Here is a 4,002-nt window from a genome sequence, read left to right as displayed (position 1 = left end):
GGTGGCGATCGGCGGCGGGTCGCGCTCCTCCGGCGTCATCAGCAGGCCGCGCCGCTTCAGGGCGAGGCCGAGCGCCAGCTGCCCGCTCGCCCAGGAGATCGGGATCGCAAGGACGAGGCCGAGGATGGTCGGCGCCATCCAGAGGAACAGCGAGGTGGCGATGGCGAAGGCGGCGATCCCCGAGACCAGCCCCAGCACCGTGTGCCAGCGGTGGCGGCGGACGATGTCGCCGAGCGGGATCGAGCCATCGTCGCGCCGTTGCGGGTTCCAGCCGGTGTCGCGCCCGGCGAGGATGCTGAACACCGAGCCCGACTGGATCACCATCGCAATCGGCGCGATCAGCGCCGAGAGCAGGATCTCGATGAGGCAGGACGCGATCAGCCGGCCCGCGCCGCCGCAGGCCCGACGCACCGGACCGTCGATCAGCGCCAGGAGAAGGCCCAAAAACTTCGGGGCCAGCAGGATGCCCATGGTCAGCCCGAAGAGCTGCAGCGCGCGCACCGGATCGAAGCGCGGGAAGACCGGGTAGAGGCCGAACTCGGTGGTGAAGTATTCGGGCTTCACGTAGGCCGTCTGCAGCACCAGCGCGATGCCGACCACGAGCTGGCACAGCCAGAATGGCGAGGCGGCGTAGCCGGCGATGCCGGTGGCGAAGTGCTGGCGCGAGGCCGCCTTCAGCCCCGCCGCCCCGATGATCCGCGCGTGCTGGAGGTTGCCCTGCGCCCAGCGCCGGTCGCGGACCGCCACGTCGATCAGCGAGGGTGGGCTCTCCTCGTAGGAGCCCGGCAGCGTCGGCAGCATGTACACCGCCCAGCCGGCGCGGCGGATCAGGGCGGCCTCCACGAAGTCGTGGCTGAGCACGTGGCCGCCGAAGGGCGGCGTCCCGGGAAGGTCCGGCAGGCCGCAGGCGGCGGCGAAGGCGCGGGTGCGGATGATCGCGTTGTGGCCCCAGTAGTTGCCGTCGCGCCCTGACCAGTGGCCGAGGCCGGTGGCGATCACCGGGCCGTAGATGCGGGCGGCGAACTGGGTCACCCGGGCGAACAGCGTGTTACGGTTGATGATGAGCGGCAGCGTCTGGATGATGCCGGCATCCGCGTCCGCCTCCATCGCGCCGGCGAGCCGGACGACGCTGTCGCCGGTCATCAGGCTGTCAGCGTCGAGCACTAGCATGTGGTCGTAGGCCCCGCCCCAGCGGGTGACGAAGTCGCCGATGTTGCCGGCCTTGCGGTGATGGTTCTTCCGGCGGTGACGGTAGTACAGGCGGGCGTCGGGGCCGAGCTGGGCGCGCAAGCCCAAGAAGGCGCGCTCCTCGGCAATCCAGGCGTCGGCTTGCGTTGAATCCGACAGCACGAACCAGTCGAAGGCCGTGCCGAGGCCGGTGGCGTCGACTGCCTCGCGCATCGCCTCGATCGCCGCGAAGGTGCGGGCCGTGCCCTCGTTGTAGACCGGCATCAGGATGGCGGTGCGGGTGGCGAGGGCCGCCGGCACCGGCGGCAGGCGCGGGCGGCGCAGCAGCACGGCGAAGCCAAGGATCGCGCTCGTGAAGGCCAGCGCGATCCACGAGAAGGTCAGGAGGAACAGCGCGACCAGCACGTACTGCAGCGCCGTCGGCGAGCCCGAGACCGACACGGTCTCGTACATCTGCCAGCCGCCATAGGCGGTGAGCGCGACCGCGCCGCCGAAGACGAGGAGGCGGGACGCGTGAGGGCGGGCCGGGTGCCGCGACGGCGCATGCCCGAGCGCTGGGTCCCAGGCGGACAGGCTCTGCACCGGCATCGCCAGGGGCGATTCCGGCGGCAAGGCGTCGGGGAACGACCGCTCGCCCGGGTAGCCCGACGGGGCGTCGCGCCGTGCGGTCGCGGGGAGGGCGGCGAAATCGTCCATGCGCACGGCCTTTGATCCATCCTCGTCTTCGGATTCTTGCGGGGCCGGCCGATGCGGCCCGGCGGTCCCTCGAACGCCGCTGCCTTCTACGGCGTCCAGCGATAGAGCCAGGTCTCGGTCACCGCCCGGCCGCCCCGCACCAGGGCGAGGCGCAGCTCGCTCGCGCGCTCGCTGCCGGGATCGAGCTCGAAGGCGACCCGGACGGTCCTGCGCTCCGGGTAGCTGAAAAACTGCTGGCGCGCGATGCTGCCCGGGGCCGCCGCCAGGGCGATGTCGAGGCCGCCCTCGGAGAACAGACCGTCCCCGGTGAAGTCGACCAGGAACAGGCGGCGCGCGCCAGCGCTTCCGCGCCCGCTGCGGGTGCCGGTCACGGTGGCCAGCGGCGCGGCGGGCGGCTGCCAGCACCAGTGCTGGCGGTAGCGGAAGGTCGTCTCGGAGCCGGCGACGACGGGCTCCTTCGGCCGCCAGTAGGCCAGCACGTTCTCGTTGAATTCGGAATCGCTCGGGATCTCGATCAGCGTCACCGCGCCGCCCGCCCAGGCATCGGCCGGCTCCAGCCAGAGCGAGGGCCGCCACTCCCAGTGCTGCACGTCGTCCTCGAAGCCCTCGTAGGTCCGCGCCCGCTGCATCAGCCCGAAGCCCTTCGGGTTCTCGTCGACGAAGGACGAGATCTGCAGCGCGTCGGGGTTGTGGACCGGGCGCCAGATGGCCTCGCCGGCGCCGTTGCGGATCTGCAGGCCGGCGGCCGAGAAGGCGGCGGCGCGCGCGTCGTCGACGCGGCGGCGATCCTCGGAGCCGAACAGGTAGCTCGCCTGCATGCCGCCCAGGCCCAGGTGATCGATCGCCTTGCGGGCAAAGATCGTGGTCTCGACCTCGGTGGTCGAGGCCTCGGTGCCGGGCCGCAGCACCATCCGCAGGGCGCCGGAGGCGGAATCGGAATCGATCAGGGCGTGCAGGACGAGGGCGCCGTCGGCCGGGCGCTCGATAAACACCGCGCGGAAGATCGGGAACTCCTCGCCGCGGGCGTCGGCCGGGCGCAGCGTCAGCGCGCGGGCGTTGATGCCGAAGCCCTGGCCCTTGGCGACGAGGCGGAAGAACGAGGCCCCCTGGAACACCGCGAAGTCCGAAAGGTCGGGGCCGTCGGGGAAGCGGGCACGCAGGCGGAAGCCGGAGAAGCCCGGATCCTCCGAGAATTCCGGCAACGCGAAGCCGCCGGTGTCGAAGCTTGCCGGATCGTAGGCGATCGGCCGGATGCGGCCGTCCTCGACCAGGAACAGAGCGACGCGGCCGGTGAAGATCGCGCCGCGATGCAGCGGCTCGATCGTGAAGCCGAGATCGTCGCCGGCCCAGATCGCGGCGGCGGGCTTGGTGCGGATGGCGCCGTACTGCTCGCGGCTGAGCCCCTTGAGGCTGGCCGGGAGGTCGTCGGTGCGGGGGGCGGCGTAGGCGGCCTTGGCCAGCGCGCGGGCGAGGGCGGGCACGGTCGACGCGTCGAAGGGTGCGCCGGCGCCGGGCAGGGCGGGGGCGTCCTCCGCGGCGGCCGGATCGGATAGGAACCCGGCGCCGGCCAGCACCGCAGCGACGGCCGACAGGCGCACGACGTCGCGGCGGGTACGGTCTCGCGAGACGGGGTCACGGATGGCGTCGGAGCGCGGATCGGTCGGCAGCGTCGTACCCTTCGTTCGGGTGGGTCGGCGATAGGATCGGAAACAGCGAGACCTTGGAAACGGTTCGCAACAATCGGCCCCTCGTACCATCCCGGCACCTGAACCCTCGGTTAAGGTCGGCCGACGATGGCGAATTCCGTCCCCTGTGTGATCGAGGCCGCGCTTGCGGGCCGGACGATGCGCGCGGGACGCGCCGTTTTGCCGGACGGGCGCGATCGGCTAATCCGGTCCCCTCATCCCGTCGCCGCCGATCATGGCGGTCGGCACCAGCGAGCGTCCCCGGGAACCTGAACGCGATGACGACACCGGCCCCCGTACGGCGAAGCCTCACCGCGATCGTGCTCGCCGCGGGCAAGGGCACGCGGATGCGCTCCGACCTGCCGAAGGTGCTCCACCGCCTCGCCGGGCGGAGCATGCTCGGCCACGTGCTCGCCGCGGTGCAGGCGGCCGG

General features: G+C 72.2%; 3 protein-coding genes. 1 reads left to right on the top strand and 2 read right to left on the bottom strand.

Features of this window, described 5'->3' with window-relative positions; translation table 11 throughout:
- Both mdoH and FV223_RS22020 read right to left on the bottom strand, forming a co-directional pair.
- Positions 1-1,884: glucans biosynthesis glucosyltransferase MdoH (gene mdoH, locus FV223_RS22025; RefSeq protein ID WP_147728994.1), on the bottom strand; the 1,884-nt coding region annotated here is incomplete at its 3' end.
- 86 nt (positions 1,885-1,970) lie between these two features.
- On the bottom strand, positions 1,971-3,458 hold the full coding sequence (locus FV223_RS22020; RefSeq protein WP_246688367.1) for a glucan biosynthesis protein D: 1,488 nt from the start codon (positions 3,456-3,458) through the stop codon (positions 1,971-1,973).
- 389 nt (positions 3,459-3,847) lie between these two features.
- On the opposite strand from FV223_RS22020, the gene FV223_RS22015 reads away from it, so the two are divergent.
- Positions 3,848-4,002, top strand: a 155-nt coding sequence (locus FV223_RS22015; RefSeq protein ID WP_147728992.1) for an NTP transferase domain-containing protein, incomplete at its 3' end; no start/stop codon positions are given.

It is taken from the genome of Methylobacterium sp. WL116, assembly GCF_008039455.1.
Classification (GTDB): Bacteria; Pseudomonadota; Alphaproteobacteria; order Rhizobiales; family Beijerinckiaceae; genus Methylobacterium.
This window is presented reverse-complemented; position numbering and strand designations above follow the sequence as displayed.